The organism is Sphingobium sp. TomTYG73, assembly GCF_055394245.1.
Genome location: NZ_AP027340.1, coordinates 696,372 through 714,554, shown reverse-complemented (window position 1 = coordinate 714,554; position 18,183 = coordinate 696,372). Strand labels below are relative to the sequence as shown.

The window sequence follows — 18,183 nt, the reverse complement described above, 5'->3', positions numbered from 1 at the left end:
CGGGTGTTGTGGACGGCCGGGTGCCGTCGGTGATTTCAGCCCACGCGATCGGCGGCGTAGCTGTCCGGGCTGGCGGGAAAAACGATCGTCCGGTCGCCATTCACAAATACGCGATGATGTATGTGGGCGTGGATCGCGCGGGCCAATGTGCGGCTCTCCACATCCCGTCCAATGGATACATAATCGTCGGCGCTCTGGGCATGTGTAACGGCTATCGTTTCCTGCTCGATGATCGGGCCTTCATCCAGTTCCGCGGTAACGTAATGGGCGGTGGCGCCGATGAGTTTCACGCCGCGCTTGTGGGCCTGGTGATAGGGCTTCGCCCCCTTGAATCCCGGCAGGAAACTGTGATGGATGTTGATGACCCGGCCCGGCATCCTGCGGCACAGTTCGTCCGAAAGCACCTGCATATAGCGGGCAAGGACGATGAGATCGGCTTGCGTGCGCTCGACGATTGCCATCAGTTCGGCTTCGGCTTCAGCCTTATTATCCTTGGTCACCTTGATATGGTGAAACGGCAGGTCGTGACTCAGCACAAGATGCTGATAATCGAAATGGTTGGAGATGACGCCCACGATGTCGATCGGCAGCATGCCGATCTTCCATCGATACAGAATGTCGTTCAGGCAATGTCCAAAGCGGGACACCATCAGGATGACCTTCATCCTGACTGTGGAATCGTGAAACTCGAAATTCATATTCCATTCTGCGCCGATCGGCGTGAAGCCCTCCGCGATCTCCGAAAGCGCCTTCCCTTCTTCGGAGATGAAGCTGACCCGCATGAAGAAGGTGCCGGTTTCCACATCATCGAATTGCGAGGAATCCGAGATGCTGCACCCCTGGCTTGCCAGGTAGCTGGAAATGGCGGCCACGATCCCGCGCTTTGACGGACAGGATACGGTGAGGATATCGGTCGTCACATTCTTCTCCAAAATTCTATGCCCAGTTGCGCGGCGTGGGCTTCACAGCTTTGCGGTCAGTTCAGGGACGGCGGTGAAAAGATCGGCGACGAACCCGATATCGGCGACCTGAAAAATCGGCGCGTCCACATCCTGATTGATGGCGATGATGGTCTTGCTGTCCTTCATGCCAGCCAGATGCTGTATCGCGCCCGATATGCCGACCGCGATATAAAGTTCGGGAGCAACGATCTTGCCCGTTTGCCCCACCTGATAGTCGTTGGGCGCATAGCCCGCGTCGACGGCGGCGCGGCTGGCGCCTACGCCCGCGCCGAGCTTGTCGGCCAATGGCATGATGATCTGCTCGAACGTTTCCGCATCCTTGAGCGCGCGACCGCCGGAAACCACTATCTTGGCGGAGGTCAGTTCAGGGCGTTCCAGCTTTGCGATTTCCGCACCCACAAAAGTGGACAGACCGGCGTCCGCCCCGATGGAAACCTCCTCGATGGCGGCGGAACCGCCTGTCGTGGGTGCCATGGGAAAGGCCGAACCCCGCACGGTGATCACCAGCTTGGAATCTGTGGATTCGACGGTCGCGATGACATTTCCGGCGTAGATCGCGCGGGTGAAGATTCTTTCTCCTTCCACGGAGAGGATCTCCGAAATCTGCATGACATCGAGCAGCGCGGCGACGCGTGGCGCCACACTCTTCCCCATGCTTGTCGCTGGGGCGAGAAATGCGTCGTGGTCGGTCATGAGGGCCGCCACCAGCGGCGCGACATTCTCCGGCAACGCGTGCTCGTAACAGGCGTGATCGGCCAGAAGGACTTTATCGACGCCCGTGATCCGTGCAGCCGCCTCTGCCACGCCACGGCATGCAAGTCCGGCCACCAGCAGGTCGACGGGGCCGAGTTTGGCAGCGGCCGTGACGGCGGGCAGAGTGGCGTCCTTAACCGCGCCATTGTCATGCTCGACCAAAAGGAGAGTTCTCATCTCAGGCAACTCCCATTTCCTTGATTTTGACGGCCAGAGCGTCCGTATTGGTGACTTTGATACCGGCGGAGCGGGCAGGCGGCTCGGCCAGCTTCAGGGTCTTGATGCGCGGGGTGCAATCCACCCCGTAATCTGCCGGACTCTTTATCGCGACCGGCTGCTTTTTCGCCTTCATGATGTTGGGAAGTGAGGCGTAGCGAGGATCGTTCAGCCTGAGATCGGCAGTGATGATCGCTGGAAGGGGTAGCCTTACCGTTTCCTGGCCACCGTCGATCTCCCGCGTCACCTCGATTGCGTCGCCATCGACGCTGATCCGGCTTGCAAAGGCGCCCTGCGGCCGGTTGAGCAGGCCCGCTAGCATCTGTCCGGTCTGGTTTGCATCGTCGTCGATCGCCTGTTTTCCGAGGATGACGAGACCTGGGTCGGTCTCCGCCACGATCTCTTTCAGAATTTTCGCGACGGCGAGCGGTTCGACTTCCGCGTCGGTCTCGACAAGGATGGCGCGATCCGCCCCCATGGCCAATGCCGTACGTAGGGTGTCCTGCGCCTTGGCGGGGCCGATGGAAACGGCGATGACCTCGGCCGCCTGACCCGATTCCTTGAGGCGGATCGCTTCCTCAAGGGCGATTTCGTCGAAGGGGTTCATGGCCATCTTGACGTTGGCAAGGTCAACGCCGCTTCCGTCCGCCTTGACCCTGGGCCTTACATTGAAATCTATGACTCGCTTCACGGGAACGAGAATGCGCATGATATCCTCCCGGCGACGCTAAAGCGCCTTCAATGGGTGTAGCTGTTGTTGCGAGAATGCTGGCTTGAGCGGCTCACGCCTTGATGCGCAGGCCCTTTGGATCATACCAGGGGCCTAACTGCGCCTCCACCTCATGCCGCTTCCATGCAATCTCGACCTCGAAGCTACTCGCTTCCAGAAACGCCTTGTCGACGCCATCCTCGTGATGGACATAACCCATCCCCAGCGAAGCCCCGATGCGATGGCCATAAGCTCCCGAAGAGATGTCGCCGACTATCCGGTCACCGATCCACAGCGGTTCGTTGTGGAAGACGAACGGGGCGTCGGGATCCTTCAGCTTGAACTGGATGAGGCGTTTGGTGAGCTTGCCTGCTTCCTTCTGACGCAGAAGCACATCTCGGCCGATGAAGCCGCCCGGCTTGTCCAGCGCGACTGCGAAACCCAGGCCGCCCTCCAGCGGAGTATCCTCCTCGCCGATGTCGTGCGCCCAGTGTCGATAGCCCTTTTCCATGCGGAGGGAGTTGAGGGCGAAGAAGCCAGCGTCGCGAAGTCCGAACTCCGTTCCCGCTTCGACAAGGACATCATACACATGCTGGGCGAACTCAGCCGGCATGTAGAGTTCCCAACCCAGTTCACCCACAAAGGTGACGCGGCTGGCGCGGACCTTCGCGTAGCCGAGGTCGATTTCCTGGCTGGTGCCGAAAGGAAATGCTTCGTTGGAGAAGTCGGCAGGCGAAATCTTCTGTAGCAGTTCGCGCGACTTGGGTCCCATCACGGCCAGCATCGGCATTCCAGACGTGATGTCGATCACATGGGCATGCGCGTCGTCCGGGATATGTCGCTTCAGCCAGGCCATGTCGCGGCGCTGCGACGCAGCGATCGTGACGATCATGAAGGACGTTTCGGACAGGCGCGTGATTGTGACATCGGCCTCGATGCCGCCCTTGGGATTGAGCCACTGGGTATAGACCAGCTTACCGACCGGGACGTCGATTTCATTGGCGGAAAGCTTGTTGAGCACCTTGAGAGCGTCGCGGCCCTCCATCAGATATTTCACATAGCAGCTGAGGTCGAAGACTGACACATTCTCCGCCGTGTTGCGGCATTCGGCAGCAGTGTCGTCGAACCAGCTCGGCTTATGATAGGAATATTCTACTTTCGGTGTCGTTCCTGCAATGCTGAAGAAGCCGGGTCGCTCATACCCATTCATTTCGGTCATCCAGGCGCCCTTGGCGATCAGGCGATCGTGGAAGGGGCTGCGGCGGACGTTGCGGGCGGTCTCCATCTGCAGGTTGGGCCAATGCATGTTGTACATTGCGCCGAGCGTCTCCGTCGTCCGGTCGTGAAGATATTTCTTGTTGGTCTGGAACGAGACCGTGCGACGGACATCGACATCGACCAACTCCACGGGGGGCATGCCGTCGTTGATCCAGTCCGCAAGAACCTTGCCGACGCCGCCCGAAGACAGGATGCCCACAGAGTTGAAGCCGCAAGCGGTGAACAGGCCGCGCACCTCTGGCGTTTCGCCCAGCAGGTAGCGGTCGTCGGGGGTAAAGCTTTCAGGCCCGTTGAAAAACAGCTGGATACCCGCATTGGCCAGCAACGGCACACGGTTCACCGCGAGTTCGAGGATCGGTTCGAAATGGTCGAAATCTTCGGGCAGCGTATCGAAACAGAAATCGGGTGAGATGCCGTTCATGCCCCAAGGCTTGGCGTTCGGCTCAAAGCAGCCGAGCAGGAGCTTCCCTGCATCCTCCTTATAATAGGCGTGCTCGTCAGTGACGAACATGACAGGCAGGTTGCGCGGAAGTTCCGGGATAGCCTCGGTGACGATGTAGAAATGCTCTGCGGCATGCAGGGGCAGGCTTACGCCGATTTGCGCCGCCAGATCGCGCGACCACATGCCGCCGGTGATGACGACCTTTTTCGCGCGGATTTCGCCTTGCTCGGTCATGACGCCGACGGCCTTGCCGCCTTCGACGATGATGTTCTTGACGAGGCATTGTTCAAGGATCTTGGCGCCGCCCATGCGCGCGCCCTTTGCATAAGCCATCGTTACGTCGATGGGATTGACCTGACCGTCATTGGGGAACCAGAAACCGCCGACGATGCCGTCGATGTTTACCGGCGACCAGCGTTCCTTGATCTGGCCGGGCGTAACAGGTTCGACAGGCAAGCCGAAATTCCGTCCCATTGATGCCCCACGGGCAAGCTCTTCGAGCCGCTCGGGCGTCTTGGCGAGGCGCAGCGAACCCCGCTGCATATAACCGGTTGCCATGCCCGTCTCGGCTTCCAGCTGTCCGAACAGCTGCCCCGTATAATAGGCAAGCTCTGTCATCCGCCGGTTTGCGCGGAGCTGGGTCACCAGTCCGGCGGCATGCCAGGTTGTGCCACAGGTCAGTTGCTTGCGCTCGCATAGCACAACGTCGGAAATGCCCAGCTTGGTCAAATGGTAAGCTATGGAGCATCCTGCGATGCCGCCACCTACGATTACGACTTCGGCGGAACTCGGATATGACGTCACGAAAAACACTCCAGATGTCTGCGATATGGCGAGTGCGCAGAGGTATTCACATGCGCATGTGAAAAGGTGCGCCGGTCTCTCAAGTCATCGCCCGGCACCAGGTCTGTAAATTTTAATCGGAGCGTTTGATCGTCCGGCAAACTGTTTATCCGCCATTGGAACGACACACCCATCAAGAGAAAATCTATTCTAGAGATGGCATAGTGCTGATGATGGACTGGTGTAACAATACCCCGCTCGGGGTAGTATCTGTGCAGGCCGGCTAGGGGGCATGGGCCATTTAAAGGCCGCGCGAACGGGAAATGCGGCTGATTTGGGCCACCGTCAGTTAGACGTGTGGCATCCGTCTCTCGTAACCCTACTTCTCGCACGCCGCATATCTCAAGGGCAGCAATGGCAGAAGGTAAAGTCTGCGACTGTAATCCGGCAACTACTCCGATGAGGGTAGGAGCATGGCCAGCACTCACCAGCTATATATTCGTCATGGTGAACCGATGGCGGGCTTTTGTACCCAGAACTGATTTGGGATGCGGATCAAGCCCAGCACCTTTCCATCTAATTGGATGAACAGCACAAATCTGCGGATGCGCCGTTGCGAGAAAGGCGTTGGTAGGATGGGCAAATGAGGGGACGAGGAGCATGAGAGAACATGATCTCCGCAAGCGGGTCGTCGAAGAAATGCATTTGCGGCGTTGGCCAAGGCTTTCAGCGCCGATGGAGATCGTGCAGATACTCAACATTCTGGATGAAGGCGATCGGGCGCGGGAACGCGATTTTGTCGTCCAATTCAGCGGGAATCCGGCTTGCCTAACCGGCGCCAGCCATGTTTCGGGAACGCTGCATAGCGGGATAGCCTACACTTGGGAGCGTCACAGCGAAGCAAGCACCGTCACTCTTTTCATAGACTCTGGCCAGTCGGAATCGGCGTACCACGCTGTTTCGAAAATGGAAAAATTGCCGGGCGCTGCGATACGCGCAACCAGGATCAATATCGTCGAAGACGAGGAGAATGCTCAGGCCCGCTTGGAGGATATGGCGTTCGTCGGCGATGAATTGATATCCTGCCATGTGGGCGACGGTATTCGCATCTGGTCCGATTTTCGTATCGGCCCCGAAGGCTATGGCAGGCTTCTGGTAGCCGCAAATGGCGCCAGTGACGGCGACCTCACGCGTACCGTGCAGCGGTTTCAGGAACTAGGAAATTACCGCAATCTGGCCCTTATGGGTTTGCCGGTGGCCCAGGCGCAATCGCGATTGCTGCATGAAGCAGAGGCGAAGCTGGGAGACCTTGGTCAACTGCTGAGTCATCCAGAAGTCCGCGACGACGATCTACTGAGCGAGCTGTGTCAGCTCTCATTGGAGATCGGCGCCCTCGCTGGCGCAACAAACTATAGAATGAGTGCGACCGCAGCATATGCTCAGCTGGTTGATGAGCGGCTGGCCGAACTGGCTCCCCGGCCGATAAGGGGATGCCAGTCGCTCACTGATTTCACGCAACGCCGCTTTCTTCCAGCGGTGCGCACATGTGCGAGTTTCACCAAAAGGTCGCGGCAGATCGCCAATCTGGCGGCGCATCTTTCCAGTTTGCTGAGGACCCGGATCGAAACGCGGATCGAAAATCAGAACGCAAGACTTCTGGCCTCGCTCGAACAAAACACCAGCATGACCCTGAGGCTTCAGCAGTTGGTGGAGGGATTGTCCGTGGTCGCCATCAGCTATTATGGCGTGTCGCTGCTGGGGCATATGCTTGAGGGAATCGAGCCCTTCGCGCCTGCTCTCCACGCTTCGGCGATCGTGTCCGTCGCGACACCGCTCATATTGGCTGGAACCTGGTTTTGCTTGCACCGCCTCCGCAAAGCGCTGCTGCGGCAGTCGGGAGCGGGAAGCAATCCAGAGCAACTGGAGCGGAAGTCGCGGTAATAAAAGAGCTATCCGTTTCCCGATGGCAAGAGAGCACTGTTCAGGCAAGCATAGCTACCCTTCGCAGGGTATTGTATGATAGTTTCTTCCGCCTGATCTTCAGGCCGTCTTAAATTTGGCGACCGGGACCTCGCCCAACAACGATCCGGGGGTTTATCCAATGGCTTATCACAACAGCTTCTATGCTTTGCAATCCTTGAGTAAAGGGCAAGATCTTTTCCAGACATGCGGCGCGCGTGCGATGCGGGCTTCGATAGCAGCGCTGGCAATCGGTATCTGCATGGTTCCTGGCTATGCTATGGCCCAACAGGGTGGAAAGGACGCCAATGCGAGTGCTCCCCAGCCCGATGGCTTGGGCGGTGACATCGTGGTGACCGCGCAGCGCCGTGAGCAGCGGCTGGACAAGGTCGGCCTTTCGATCTCTGCCTTCTCGTCCGACCAGATGCAGGCGATGGGGGTCCAGTCGGCCACTGAACTGGCTTCCAAAGTTCCCGGCGTCGTGCTTGAATCGAGCGGCGGTTCAGGGCTGAACGGCAATCTGACGATGCGGGGCGTCGCGGCGACCGACTTTTCGACCAATCAGGAATCGCCCAACGCCATCTATTTCGACGATATCTATGTCAGCTCGCCTTATGAAACCAACTTCCCGGTCTATGATCTGGAGCGTGTAGAAATTCTGCGTGGCCCGCAGGGGACGCTGTTCGGTCGAAATTCCACTGGCGGCCTCGCCAACTTCATCACCAAGAAGCCGACAGAGCAGTTTGAAGGGTTCGTGTCGGCCACGATCGGCAACTATGATCAGAAGCGCCTGGAGGCCGCAGTTGGTGGCCCGCTGGATGACAAGACGCAGTTTCGTATTTCGGGCATGCTCGACTATTCGGATGGCTGGTGGAAGAACGCGGCCGGTCCTGATACGAATGCGCAGAAATTCTTTGGCGTGCGCGGACAGATCCAGCGGGACCTGAGCGACAATTTCAAAGCCTATTTCGCAATCTCCTATGATCGCAATCCGCGTGCAAGGATCGGGACCTATGACTCCCAGCCAGCCTATCTGGTGAATGGCACGCCGGAACTCCTCCCCGCCGATGTCGATGCCTATGGCACCGGCCCGGGGAACGACGCCACGGGATATCGCGATCCCTATCCAGACGCGCGCAAGACTGCGTTCAACGCCGTCGGCTATCTGAAGAAAGAGCGGATTTCACCGACCTTGCGCCTTGAATGGAACGCCTCGGACGAAATTAGTCTGATTTCTCTCACGAACTACACGCACTTCAAATTCGCTTATGCAGAGGATTGCGATGGTACGCCTCTGAATGCCTGCTATTTCCCGAGCGGCCAGAATTTGAACCAATGGTCGGAAGAACTTCGCGTGTCGAAAGTGGGCGACAGGTTTAACTTCACCGGCGGTGTATATTTTCTGGATATAAAACAGTCCAATTATCAGAATTATTCATTTCCTGCTTATGCTGGCACGGAGTTCGCGTTTGATATCAGCAACGTCTTCGACCAGCATGTCCGTTCCTATTCGGCGTTCGCACAAGGTGATTATGCGCTTACCGATCGCCTTAAGCTGACCGTCGGCGGGCGGGTGCTTCATGACACCAAGAGCTTTTCTTCCCAGGTATATTATAATGAGTTGGGAGACGGGGTCACCAACACCGTCTACAATCCTCCGCTACTCGGATATGATTTTTCGGAGGCGACTGTCGGTCGCGCCGCGAAGAAGAAAGAATGGCTGTGGAGCGGTCGCCTTCAACTCGATTACACCGCCAGTGATGACGCGCTGCTCTATGCCAGCGTCTCGCGAGGCGTGAAGGGCAGCGGTTTCAATAGCAACGCGGGCGGAACCACATCTCTCGCGCAGACGCCCTTTGGCGCTGAAACAATGATCGCCTACGAAGCGGGATCGAAACTGAAGCTATTTGATCGTGCCGTTCGCCTAAATCTCAGCACATTCTATTATGATTATTCCGGCTTCCAGGCATTCCAGCTTCAGGGTCTGACATCGTTTGTGACCAATAATGATGCCTATATGTATGGTGGTGAAATGGAACTGTCTATTACACCTATGCGAGGCCTTGATCTCCAATTTGGTGTAGCAAATCTTCATACGAAGATTTACGATGTAAACACCAGCTACAGCGGCGTAATTGACCAGGGTGCTGTTAATGCGCCCAAATGGACCGTCAATGGCCTGGCTCGCAAGTCGTTCGACATCGGCAACGGCCAGCTCGCCTTCGTATATGATTTCAGCTATCAGTCTAAGCGTTACTCATCGGTCGACAACAATGCGATGAACCTGCTTCCCGCCGCTACGCTGCATAACGCTCGCATAAGTTATTCGCGCAATGGCTTCGAAATCGCCGCCTTTGTGAAGAACTTTACCAATGCGGCGAAGCAGGTATCCGCGTTCGATTATATCGCGCTGTTCGGAACCAGAATTGTCACATACGTCCCTCCACGTCGTTATGGCATTGAGCTTCGCAAAGATTTCTGACGTTTCATCTCCTCTCTGATTGGCGGCCCTTCCGGACTCATTCGGAAGGGCCGTTTTTCTTCGGCTGCGCACTGGCGCCGCATGTTATTCTGGACTGGGATGCATTCGCAGGTCTTGCGACTGCCGGGTCCGGTCAGCAAGTTTGAGCAGCCCCAACGCGATCGCGAGGATAGTGGCCGCAATCACGGGCATGTGCCACTTTCCCTCTCGCGCGATAAAGTTCTGAGCGACCACGAAAATGAGAAGCAGCGCTCCGGCAGCCGGTGGCGCCAAATGTGCGAAGCTGGCGACGGATTCCCGGCGCAGGATCAGGATCGCGCCCAAGCTGATCAGGAAATAGGGCAGCATCCAGAAATTGATCACGATGCTTGCCAGTGTGGTGATGGCCTCGATAGGGCTTTCGGCTCCGCTCAGCCGTATCAGCATCGGCACGATGGCGCCGATAATGCCTACCAGCAAAATTGCGCGGCGGGGGGCATGGCTTTCAGGGTCTATGATCCCTAGCGATGCTGGCAGCATCGAATCCTGGGCGGCCGTCGCCACGATGCGTGCGGCGAAATTGAAGAACGCGATCGTCGATGCCACGACCGAAGCGCCGACCACAAGGTCGAACTCGGCCGTCAAGCCAGGCAGGCCCGCCTGCGCGGCAAGGACAGATATGGCCGTTCTGCCTGCGAGAATGTCGTTCATATGCGGCGCCAAAACCGAATATTGAAGCAAGGATCCCAGCGACCATGTCACTCCACATAAAAGTAGGGTGTAGGTCAGGATGCGAGGAACATTTTTCCGTGGATTCACCGTATCCGATGCGACCGAAGTCAGGCCGTCGAAACCGACATAGATCGCCATGCCCCATACCGCCCCCGCGAGTATTCCTCCGGCATCGAATTTGCTCGTGTTGAACTGATCGAAGAATCCGGCGGGATGGTTGGAGAAGGCGAGGAGCATTACCACCATGATGACCGGCAAGCTGATCAGGGCGAGCAATCCTGCAACGCGGGCGGACAAATCAGGGCCGCGATAAGCGAAAAATGCCGAGAAGGCGGAAGCGACGAGACTTAAGGCGCATTGCCAGGGTAAACTCGTCGCCTGGGGAAATCCGGTCTCGGACAGCAGGCTCGTCAGATAATATATCTCGTCATTTACGATCATCGCGATCACGCCGAGATAACCGAGCATCAGCGATATACCGACCACCCTTTGACCCCAATCGCCAAAAGCGATTTCGGCGTAGGAGACAAGCGATCCGCTGACGACATACCGGCTGGCGAAGGTCGTGATCGCGCGCCCGATGAGGAGCGCGACCCCCAGCGTCATCAGCGCACTGATCCACGAGCCAGCGCCTCCGAACTGAAGCAGCAGCGTCGGTACGCTCGCCAGACATGGCCCGACCTGCATTGCTGCAAATCCAAGAGCTACCGCCTTTAAGGGAGATAGAGCGCCGGAGGTGGCAGTGTCTTGCGTGGATGTTGTCAATGCTGGATCCCGTTTATATCCCAAAGGCTGATCGCATCGGATCGAACCCTCTCACTCGTCTTGTTTTTCCTGACTGCGAAATCAACGCGGATATCAGAAGCGGAACGAAATATCGGCGCCATATGTCCGGGGCGCGCCCGGTGTGGCCAGGTTGGCGTTCATGAACGATTTGTAGTCGACGAGATAAGCATAATAGCGTTTCTTCAGAAGGTTCTTGACCCATAGCCCAATTTCCAGGCCGGTATTTCCGATGGGCTTGGTGAGCCGACCGTTGACCAGCCAGTAGCCAGGTTGTGATATATCGGCTGTGTTGAAGGCGTCGAAATATTGAAGGCTTGAATATCGGGCGTCCATATGGATCGCGAACGCTGCGTCGGTGTCCTGAAGCAACTTCCAATCCACAGCCCCGTTCAGCGTCCATCGCGGCGCCGAAGTCAGCCTGTTGCCGTCGAGTACGACCCCGCTCAACGTCAAATCCTGGAATTTGCCGTTGGTGTAGCCGATCCCCGCGCTAAGCGTCAGGTTCCTGGTGGGTGCGGCCGCCGCCTCCAGTTCCGCGCCCCATATGCGGCTGCGTGGCGCGTTCACCAGAATCTCCAGTCCCTGATCCGTCACGTCGAGGAACTGCTGGTTCCTATATTTATAATAATAGACCGCGCCATTCAGTCGGAGCTTTCTGCCGAATAGCTCGCTCTTGGCTCCGATTTCGAAAGCGTCGAGGATTTCCGGTTTGACGATCGTGATCTCTGCGGGATCGAAATAGGCGTAGCCATTGAATGTGCCCGATCGATAGCCTCGGCTGAAGCTGGCATACACGCTGGCGTTGTTCGTAAGCCTGTAGCGCAGCGCCGCCTTGCCGCTGAGATTGCGGTTGGTGAAGCGATCTTGCGGCGGTGCCTCGATGAAGGTGCTGACGCCATAAATCGGGGTGCCGGTCGCCGGATCGAAATAGCCCAGATAGGCCTTATATTCATTGATGTCCGTGCGATCGTTGGAATATCTGAGCCCGACCTGAACTTCGATTCCATTGTCGAACTTGTAGGTCGTGTGGCCAAATGCGGAAAGGCTGCGGCGCTTCATCCTGAACTGATTGGTATAAACACATCCCGTCACATTATCGATCAGGCAGATCGGCGTGCCGCCAACGTCCTCGGAAAAGGAAGCATAGGAATCGTAACGGGTTGCGCTGCTGATTTTCTCATCAGACGCGGCGGCTCCAAGGAGCCAGGTGAATGGTCCCGAGCCGCGCGAAGCCAGACGAAGTTCCTGCGACCAGACACGGGCCTTGGCGTCGCTGCCATCCGCGAGGATGCCTTCGGGGCGGCTGTCGTCATCGCTATAGGCGCGGAAGCGGCCTTTGTCGTAGGTCGTCACTGACGTCATCCCGACGTCGGGACTCATGTCCCACTCGGCGCGCAGGATGACGCTGTCGTTATCGACCTTGAGATATCCCTGATCGCCCGCGTTCACATCGTAGAAGCCAAGCCCCTGATTGAAGATGCCGGCAAATCCTAGACCTTCGGGGCCGACATTGGTCACCGTGTAGCCAGCGGGCCGCGTGTCGGAACGGCTGCGGCTATAGCCCAGATTGAAGCGAAGGCCGGGACTGGGGCGGAACGCGGTATTGACCCGGAACGCATAGCTGTCGTCGTTGGCGAAATTCCTGAGTCCCGGCTGAACCGCGTGGAGATAGCCGTCGGACTTGCGGCCATCGAATGCGGCACGAATGCCGAAGACGTCTTGCACCGGCGTAAGCTCGACGGCGGCGGTCAATTCCCGCAGCCCATAGTTGCCGACCCCGGCAGTGACGAAGCCTTCCGTACCGTCCAGATCGGGTTGCACGGTGTAGATATTGACCGCGCCGCCGGTGGTGTTGCGGCCAAAGAGCGTTCCTTGCGGTCCGCGCAACACCTCGACCCGGTCAATGTCGTAGAGTTGCTGGGCGCGGAAAACGCCCGCCCCCTTATAGTCCTCATCAACATACATCCCGATCGGGCCTTGCTGATGCTGCGAATAATCGACCAGCGAAACGCCGCGCATGGCGAATATAGGCTGTACTTCACCGAAGGGCGTTTGAACGGTCAGGTTCGGGACCTGGACCGCGAGTTGAGAGGCGTCGGTCAGCTTCAGGTTCTGCAATGCGCTGCCGGAAAGCGACGTCACTGAAACGGGTAGATCCTGCATCCTCTCCCGCCGTTTTTGGGCGGTCACGATAATCTCATCCAACTGCCCTCCCGTCGAGGCCGAAGACGCCGGGGCCTCCTGCGCGTTCACGGCCTCCGTAGCGGTCAGTGCTGCGAGCGCAAAAAGGCTGCTCGACAGCCGGAAATATTTTACCTGGCCCATCAGGACCTCCCCATTTTTCAAAAAACCTAATCTCCCCGCGTCCCAGCGTGGATCAGGTGAAGATCCGTGCACCCTTGTTTGTCGGCTCGCGGGTCGCCTCATCGAAAATCCGGCCCAGGACATAAGGAAGATATGTCTTTCCGCCCTCAAGCCTGTCGACACGTTCGACGAGATATCCGCCACCCCCATAGGTCATTGTAGCGCTGATTATTTGCCCCAGTTCAAGCGTATCCACCGGGTCAAAACCATTCGGTCGCAGCGCGACGCGCACATCGTTTAGCTCCTTCCCATAGAGCGTATCCCATCCATTGTTGAGCGTGACCAATGAAGGATCACTCGCGAATCCCGAGCCGTCTGGCGCGAAGTCGTATTTGATGGTGAAGTAGCGGGAACGTTCGTCCGTGGTGGTTGGCAAGTCGTTGCCGAGGCTAGCCTCAATCTCGATAACTCGCGTACCGTGGCGCTCAGCCCAAGCGTAAACCGTTTTGCTGTCGCTGTATATCTGGGCCGATCCGCGCTTCTTGGGATTGCCCCAGAATTCGCGGCCTGATGATACTTCATAGTCGCCGCTGACGATCTCCTGAAGGGAATATATCCCTTCACGGCCCTCATGGACGGCCTTGATCACGATCCAGCCGATTTCCTCCTCCGCGCGAATCTCATTCCCTTGTTGCAAGCGGCCTTTGAACGATTCGCGCATCAATCCGACGCTGATGGTGATCGTGGGATTTTCAGGAACGTCGAGACATGGTGGGAGAACGGAGCGCGCGAACTTTGCTGTTGTTTCAAACTCGACATTTACGAAGCAGCTGTGCGTGTGGGTGTTTTCGCTATGGAAAATATCCAGGAAATTGCGAACCTGCTCTTCCGACCACACATATGACATTGAAATATTTCCTCGATATCATCACTGGATTTCCCGCACCTCGAATCTCCAGAAGGTGCGTTGGCTTGAAAAGCTGTCACAGCTTTGAGGATGCCGTTAGCCGTTTTCCGCAAGCTGTTGCGGGCTGGGTGCGAATGTGCCAGCCTAATGCAATTGGGATAGGGGTGCGCCACTGCGCACCGTCTGCGAATTGAAGCGCGTAAATGGACGAATTGGATAGCATCGGCTGGCCTCACATCCGTCCTGCAAGGGGACGCGATCTGCCTTTGCCGTTGCCCCGGCGTCCTACATCCTTCCCTGACGAACATGCCGAAATCAAGGAGATGAACTGGCGCACGCAATATGTGCAGCTGTTGCCCGGCCTTTTTGAGGGGGCGCTCTTTGACATGGAAATGGCTGGCGTAACGGTAGGGTTGGAAGAATATAACCTGCCGATGGAGGAGATGTTTTGCGCACCCCCCGGCAAATTCTTCTATTTCCGGGCGCGCTCCAATGGCGAGGCATTTTGTGAAGGGCAGGCGCTGAATGGAGAATTCGGACTGATATGCGCCGATGAGGCGTTACTCCACTTTCTGGTGCGCGGCGATTATTCCGGCTTCTATGTAGCGATCGACCAGGATTTGCTCGACGTTTTGCTGGCCGATTTTGACTGGCGGACATATTTCAGGGTCAGAAAATGGATTTCGGTGTCAGCGGAGCGCACAGCCATGCTGGACGCCGCCGTTTTTGATCTTCTGAAATGTTTATCGGATGATCCGCGCAATGCTGAACTGGTGGACCGAGGTGAAAATGTGGCGCTCGCGGCTGGAGCCGTCGTGGCTGCCCTGGACATTCAGGCGAGCAGCAGGCCCTCGCTCGACACACGAACCTATCTCTTTCGAAAAGCGCGTGAATATATCCTGGACAGGATTACCGAGGACTTCAGCGTTGCAGAGCTTTGTGAAGCTCTACGCGTCAGTCAGCGCACCTTGGAATATAGCTTTGCCGATATCACGGCTTTAAGTCCGAAACGATATATTCTGACGCAAAGGTTGAACCGTGTACGTTCAGATATCCTAGGAACAGGCGCTGCGGCTGACGTGCTCGACTTGGCGTATAAATGGGGCTTCCACCATCCGAGCCGCTTTTCCCAGCAGTATCGGCGTCATTTCCACGAGCTTCCTTCCGCTACCAAAGGCCGCCTGATCGGCCGTCTCGGCAACGCGGAGAGAGGGAGGGTGTCCAAGTAAGAAAAAGACCGAGGTGCTTGGCCCCGTGGACTCGCTGCCTTTGCCGAAGGGCAGGGCTTCGGTGATACCCTCGCAGAGGTATTGCCGATCAACGCCGCCACCGGCACCATCGGACGAATAAGCTATGGTCGTCTTCTAGTCGCAAATAGAAGTCGGCCTTCCAGCAGCTATAGCAATTTCGCGGCCTTGAAGGCGCGCACTCTTAAAAAAGAACAGAGTTTTCATAACTTTGGAAGTTAGAGGATCAGGCGGCGCGTGAACACGATCGATTTGTTCAAGCTCGATGGGAGAGTGGCTCTCGTAACGGGTGGCGCGCGCGGTATCGGCTTTGAGCTGGCTACGGCCCTTTCGCACGCCGGCGCGATTGTTTACTGTGCCGATATCGATGGCGCGGGCGCTGAAGAGGCGGCTGAACGGATTGCCGCGGATGGCGATTGCGCCGCCCATGGAATACAGGTGGACGTGTCTCAGGAGACGTCGGTCGCCAGCATGGTTGATGTCGTCATGAAACGGCACGGACGCCTTGATGTGTGTATCGCCAACGCAGGCATCGCTGAACCGAATCTTCCTATATCGTGGGAGGATTACACGGCGGATCTCTGGCGTCGGCTGATCGATGTCAATTTGTCGGGCGTCTTCTTCACCGACATGGCGGCGGCCAGGGCCATGAAGGGTCGTGGCGGAGGCTCCATCATCAACATCGCGTCCATCGTCGGTGTGACTGCGGACTCGCAATGGGGCTGCATCGGCTACGCGGCGGCGAAGGGTGGGGTCGTGCAGCTTACGCGCCAGTTGGGGGCCATGCTGGCTCCCGAGGGTATCCGGGTAAATTCGATAGCCCCCGGTTATGTCGCCACAGGATTGAGCGAAGGCGAGCAGCTGGATCATCCCGATCCAGAAGTTCGCCGCCTCCAGGCCGAACTGTTAGCTCGCACGCCGATGAAGCGCTACGCTCAGCCGCAGGAACTGCGGGGCGCGGCTCTCTTCCTGGCGTCCGACGCTTCATCATATTGCACGGGCTACACCTATGCCGTCGATGGGGGCTGGCTCGGTGCGTGATCATGGGTGCGGGAGCGAAGCGCAACTGAACTTTACCATAGTCTTTCTGGGAGCATTTTGATGTCCGGGTTCAAGCCATTTGCCGACTATAGCAACCATATTCTGGTGCACGGAGAACTGCGGCGAAGCGCTTCGACGACCGCGCTTGATGTAATTGATCCCGCCACGGAACAGGTGGTTGCGAGCGTATCGGACGCAACTGACGCTGAACTCGATCAGGCGGTCGCGAGCGCGAAGCAGGCGCAACGCGCATGGCTCAAGCTTTCGGCGCTGGAACGTACCGAAGCGCTTCATAAGGTCGCGCAGGCGATTGAGGACAACCGGCCGCTGCTGGCTGAATCGATGACTCGCGAAATGGGCAAGCCGTACAAGGAAGCCTTCGACGAGGTTACATGGTCCGTATGGGCGTTCCGCTATTATGCAGAAGTGTCCCGCCATGATCATGGCCGGGTCGTCGGGCCGGTCGTGGGTGGCCATATGAATTTGGTCACCAAGCATCCGCTCGGCGTCGTTGGCATCATCATGGCGTTCAATTTCCCCTACTGCCTCTATTCCTGGGAAGCGGCGGCGGCGCTGGGCGCCGGGAACGCCGTGATCCTGAAGCCGTCCGACCACACGTCGGTCTCGTCAATTCTGTTCCTCAAGGCGATGATGCCGCACCTCCCGGCTGGCCTGATCGGTATGATCACGGGCGGCGTTCGTGTCGGCACCGCGATGGTGGCGCACAAGGACATTCATGGCATCGCCTTCACTGGCAGCGTGGGCGCGGGCCGGGCCGTTGCGAAGGGATGTGCGGAAAATTTCAAAAAGGCTCTGATCGAAACGTCGGGCAACGACCCGTTCATCGTCATGCCGTCGGCCAATCTCGACATCGCCGCGCGCGCCGCCGTCTTTGCCGCCAATCTCAATGCGGGTCAGGTCTGCACGTCGGGCGAACGCTTTTATATCCATCAGGACATCCACGATGCCTTCATCGACAAGGTGGTCGGACTGACGCGGAAGATCCGTATCGGCAACGGTCTGGACAAGGTCGATATGGGTCCGATGGTGTCGGAGCGCGAACGGAGCCGCTACGAAGGACTGGTCTCGCGCGCGATCGAGGCGGGAGCCCGAGTGGCGACCGGCGGCGCCCGCCCGTCTCACCTCAACGCTGGCTACTTCGTCGAACCCACGGTCTTGACGGACGTCCAGCCGGACGCCGAAATCCTCAATGTCGAAAGCTTCGGTCCGGTGATGTCCATCTGCCGCGTCGCTGATTTCGACGAAGCTCTCACGCTCGCCAATCGGTCCGACTATGGCCTGGGATCGACGGTCTACACCACGGACCTTGGTGAAACGCACCGCGCCATCGAAGAGCTTGAAAGCGGCATGACCTGGATCAACGCGCCGCTGATGGATAATAACGCCGCGCCTTTCGGTGGCCGCAAGATCTCCGGCATGGGGAGCCAGCTAGGAGCGGAGGGCCTGGACCAGTTCCGGCACTCGAAGATGGTGATGATCGATCCGAGCTGCTCGTCTCATGATTTCTGGTGGTTCCCCTATGCAGATGCGGAAGCGTTTGGCGGCGAGAAGTGAAATCCAGTTTTATTTTAAATTCATGAAA

General features: G+C 57.7%; 12 protein-coding genes. 5 read left to right on the top strand and 7 right to left on the bottom strand.

Features of this window, described 5'->3' with window-relative positions; translation table 11 throughout:
* Positions 1–35: 35 nt before the first annotated feature.
* The 4 genes from purU to ACZ5TH_RS16080 form a co-directional block, all read right to left on the bottom strand.
* On the bottom strand, positions 36–920 hold the full coding sequence (gene purU / locus ACZ5TH_RS16095; protein WP_464772908.1) for a formyltetrahydrofolate deformylase: 885 nt from the start codon (positions 918–920) through the stop codon (positions 36–38).
* A 42-nt stretch (positions 921–962) separates the two neighbouring features.
* Positions 963–1,892, bottom strand: a complete 930-nt coding sequence (locus ACZ5TH_RS16090; RefSeq protein WP_464795269.1) for an electron transfer flavoprotein subunit alpha/FixB family protein — start codon at positions 1,890–1,892, stop codon at positions 963–965.
* 1 nt (position 1,893) lies between these two features.
* The gene (locus ACZ5TH_RS16085; RefSeq protein ID WP_464795268.1) at positions 1,894–2,640 is read right to left on the bottom strand and encodes an electron transfer flavoprotein subunit beta/FixA family protein; all 747 of its coding nucleotides are present in this window, start codon (positions 2,638–2,640) and stop codon (positions 1,894–1,896) included.
* A 73-nt stretch (positions 2,641–2,713) separates the two neighbouring features.
* Entirely contained in the window at positions 2,714–5,164 is a 2,451-nt protein-coding gene (locus ACZ5TH_RS16080) for a GcvT family protein (RefSeq protein WP_464795267.1), read from the bottom strand.
* A 639-nt stretch (positions 5,165–5,803) separates the two neighbouring features.
* Between ACZ5TH_RS16080 and ACZ5TH_RS16075 the strand changes: the two genes are divergently transcribed.
* Both ACZ5TH_RS16075 and ACZ5TH_RS16070 read left to right on the top strand, forming a co-directional pair.
* A complete protein-coding gene (locus ACZ5TH_RS16075; RefSeq protein ID WP_464795266.1) occupies positions 5,804–7,084 on the top strand; it encodes a DUF3422 domain-containing protein in 1,281 nt (426 codons plus the stop codon).
* Positions 7,085–7,382: 298 nt separating this feature from the next.
* Complete coding sequence (locus ACZ5TH_RS16070) at positions 7,383–9,584, top strand: TonB-dependent receptor (protein WP_464795265.1); 2,202 nt, start codon at positions 7,383–7,385, stop codon at positions 9,582–9,584.
* An 84-nt stretch (positions 9,585–9,668) separates the two neighbouring features.
* Here the strand turns inward: ACZ5TH_RS16070 and ACZ5TH_RS16065 are convergent, their stop codons facing one another.
* The 3 genes from ACZ5TH_RS16065 to ACZ5TH_RS16055 all read right to left on the bottom strand — a co-directional run bounded on the left by ACZ5TH_RS16065 (position 9,669) and on the right by ACZ5TH_RS16055 (position 14,292).
* Entirely contained in the window at positions 9,669–10,982 is a 1,314-nt protein-coding gene (locus tag ACZ5TH_RS16065) for an APC family permease (protein WP_464795264.1), read from the bottom strand.
* 171 nt (positions 10,983–11,153) lie between these two features.
* Entirely contained in the window at positions 11,154–13,406 is a 2,253-nt protein-coding gene (locus ACZ5TH_RS16060; protein WP_464795263.1) for a TonB-dependent receptor, read from the bottom strand.
* A gap of 52 nt (positions 13,407–13,458) precedes the next feature.
* Positions 13,459–14,292: an acetoacetate decarboxylase family protein gene (locus ACZ5TH_RS16055; protein WP_464795262.1), complete on the bottom strand. Its 834-nt coding sequence runs from the start codon at positions 14,290–14,292 to the stop codon at positions 13,459–13,461.
* Between the two features lie 344 nt (positions 14,293–14,636).
* Between ACZ5TH_RS16055 and ACZ5TH_RS16050 the strand changes: the two genes are divergently transcribed.
* The 3 genes from ACZ5TH_RS16050 to ACZ5TH_RS16040 all read left to right on the top strand — a co-directional run bounded on the left by ACZ5TH_RS16050 (position 14,637) and on the right by ACZ5TH_RS16040 (position 18,155).
* Positions 14,637–15,521 carry a helix-turn-helix domain-containing protein gene (locus tag ACZ5TH_RS16050; RefSeq protein ID WP_464795261.1) on the top strand — a complete coding sequence of 295 codons (885 nt, stop codon included), beginning with the start codon at positions 14,637–14,639 and terminating at the stop codon, positions 15,519–15,521.
* Positions 15,522–15,776: 255 nt separating this feature from the next.
* Positions 15,777–16,580, top strand: a complete 804-nt coding sequence (locus tag ACZ5TH_RS16045) for an SDR family NAD(P)-dependent oxidoreductase (protein WP_464795260.1) — start codon at positions 15,777–15,779, stop codon at positions 16,578–16,580.
* A gap of 60 nt (positions 16,581–16,640) precedes the next feature.
* Positions 16,641–18,155: an aldehyde dehydrogenase family protein gene (locus tag ACZ5TH_RS16040; RefSeq protein WP_464795259.1), complete on the top strand. Its 1,515-nt coding sequence runs from the start codon at positions 16,641–16,643 to the stop codon at positions 18,153–18,155.
* Positions 18,156–18,183 lie beyond the last annotated feature (28 nt).

Coding starts and splice junctions, on each gene's coding strand:
- ACZ5TH_RS16090 (WP_464795269.1), bottom strand. CDS start 1,892: ATGAGAACTCTCCTTTTGGTCGAGCATGACAATGGCGCGGTTAAGGAC.
- ACZ5TH_RS16085 (WP_464795268.1), bottom strand. CDS start 2,640: ATGCGCATTCTCGTTCCCGTGAAGCGAGTCATAGATTTCAATGTAAGG.
- ACZ5TH_RS16075 (WP_464795266.1), top strand. CDS start 5,804: ATGAGAGAACATGATCTCCGCAAGCGGGTCGTCGAAGAAATGCATTTG.
- ACZ5TH_RS16070 (WP_464795265.1), top strand. CDS start 7,383: ATGGCCCAACAGGGTGGAAAGGACGCCAATGCGAGTGCTCCCCAGCCC.
- ACZ5TH_RS16065 (WP_464795264.1), bottom strand. CDS start 10,982: ATGCAGGTCGGGCCATGTCTGGCGAGCGTACCGACGCTGCTGCTTCAG.
- ACZ5TH_RS16060 (WP_464795263.1), bottom strand. CDS start 13,406: ATGGGCCAGGTAAAATATTTCCGGCTGTCGAGCAGCCTTTTTGCGCTC.
- ACZ5TH_RS16055 (WP_464795262.1), bottom strand. CDS start 14,292: ATGTCATATGTGTGGTCGGAAGAGCAGGTTCGCAATTTCCTGGATATT.
- ACZ5TH_RS16040 (WP_464795259.1), top strand. CDS start 16,641: ATGTCCGGGTTCAAGCCATTTGCCGACTATAGCAACCATATTCTGGTG.